The following is a 1,419-nucleotide window of genomic DNA, read 5'->3' as shown; positions in this document are numbered from 1 at the left end:
AATAAGGGCCATATCTTCACCCAATTGTAGAGAAAGAGCGTCAATAAATTGCTGAAAATCTTCTCCGTTAAAATGAGAATATTCTTGGTAAAAATGCCAGCCACTCAAGGGTTCGACTACCCCATACAACCAAAAATTTTCACGTTTCCATAGTAGGGGAGCTACTGGTTTTACCCCTCTGGCTGTAATTAATTTTCCTGTCAATGTTTTCAATCCCAACCGGGTTTCATCTTGACACAAATATCGTAGTCTTTTACCCTTACCAAAATATTTTTGAAACGTCAATACTGCTGGCATGATGTTTTTTTTTAAAGCTCCACTGCTTCTACGTCCTGTAAACCACTTTGCGGACGTGGCACTTTCAGTTTTGCTTGGAGACGATCATGCACCCAGGCATAGACTGTTGCATAAGTCAGGAATAGATTATACTCACTTTTGAGCCATTCCACAATTTCCCCGTAGCTTTTGAAAGGGGCTCCGGTTGCTAAACGTTCTTTTAGTCCTGCTAATGCCTCGCCTGTCAAATGTGGTACTTGTCCTGGGGCTTTTTTCACCAACAATAATTCCGATAATCCAAAAGTCGCTACTTTTGTAACCAGCGGGTTATCGTAGATTTGTCTCTACCCAAACGATTCGCTAATTCTTGATGCTCCTGTACTTGCCCTGTTTTTAACCACCATAATACTTGTATTCGTTCTTTCTGATGGGCAGTACGAGTATTTTTTAGTTGTTTTTCTAAAAATTCTGCACTTTCTTCAATTATAATTTTTAAACTACGAGCCATAAAACGCACCATAAACACTACCTCTCTATTATATGCAACTTCACATAAAATTGGTATTAGGCAATGTCTAATGTAATCGTTGCTTGACAAATCTCTACCAATGATCGACTCCAAAACCTCGTAAATACTTAAACCAAATAGTTTCTAAGGGTAGAGTTAGTTCTCCAAACCAAGCCAACCATAAGGGTGGAAACGGCTGACCGTTTGACATGGGATTCATTCTTAAGGGCGAGTATTAAATTGACTCTTTGTTGAGTGGCGCGATAGAAATGTAAGTCCTGCCATTGACGGACTCGAACTTGTCCCAACTCTGGATGTTCGTCAATTTCAATCACAGTATGCGCTTCGAGCCATGTGGTTGGGTCGTTGAGCTTGATTTTTTGCCCATGTTTCCGTGGTCTGCCACGACCACTGTAGGCTGGTGGTGCTGACCACAAGCAGGCATTGCCTCGGACTCGCATTAAGCAATCAGCTTGAATGGAAGCTATCGCTATAGCAATCCTAAATGATTATACTCGTTACCAGGAAGAGCCTGGTAACGCATATCCGGAGGAAGATCCTCCATAGTCTGGGCCGAGGCAGAGCAAGAGTGACATCGGTTCCCAGGAAGAGCCTGGGAACCAGTTAACCAGTTA

Annotated in this window: 3 protein-coding genes and 1 pseudogene; all 4 read right to left on the bottom strand. The window is 42.2% G+C overall.

Annotation, left to right across the window (positions count from 1 at the left end; genetic code table 11):
- Positions 1 to 297, bottom strand: a pseudogene (locus QUA40_RS28735) (IS630-like element ISAcma28 family transposase); the annotation flags it as partial.
- A gap of 11 nt (positions 298 to 308) precedes the next feature.
- Complete coding sequence (locus QUA40_RS28730; protein WP_333132114.1) at positions 309 to 557, bottom strand: hypothetical protein; 249 nt, start codon at positions 555 to 557, stop codon at positions 309 to 311.
- 26 nt (positions 558 to 583) lie between these two features.
- Entirely contained in the window at positions 584 to 796 is a 213-nt protein-coding gene (locus tag QUA40_RS28725; protein ID WP_333132112.1) for a hypothetical protein, read from the bottom strand.
- 116 nt (positions 797 to 912) lie between these two features.
- Positions 913 to 1,263 (bottom strand): transposase, encoded by a 351-nt coding sequence (locus QUA40_RS29245; protein ID WP_445301218.1) that lies wholly within the window; start codon positions 1,261 to 1,263, stop codon positions 913 to 915.
- Positions 1,264 to 1,419 lie beyond the last annotated feature (156 nt).

The organism is Microcoleus sp. Pol11C3, assembly GCF_036701485.1.
Classification (GTDB): Bacteria; Cyanobacteriota; Cyanobacteriia; order Cyanobacteriales; family Microcoleaceae; genus Microcoleus.
Note: the sequence above shows the minus strand (reverse complement) of the source record. Positions and strands in the feature narration are given on the sequence as shown.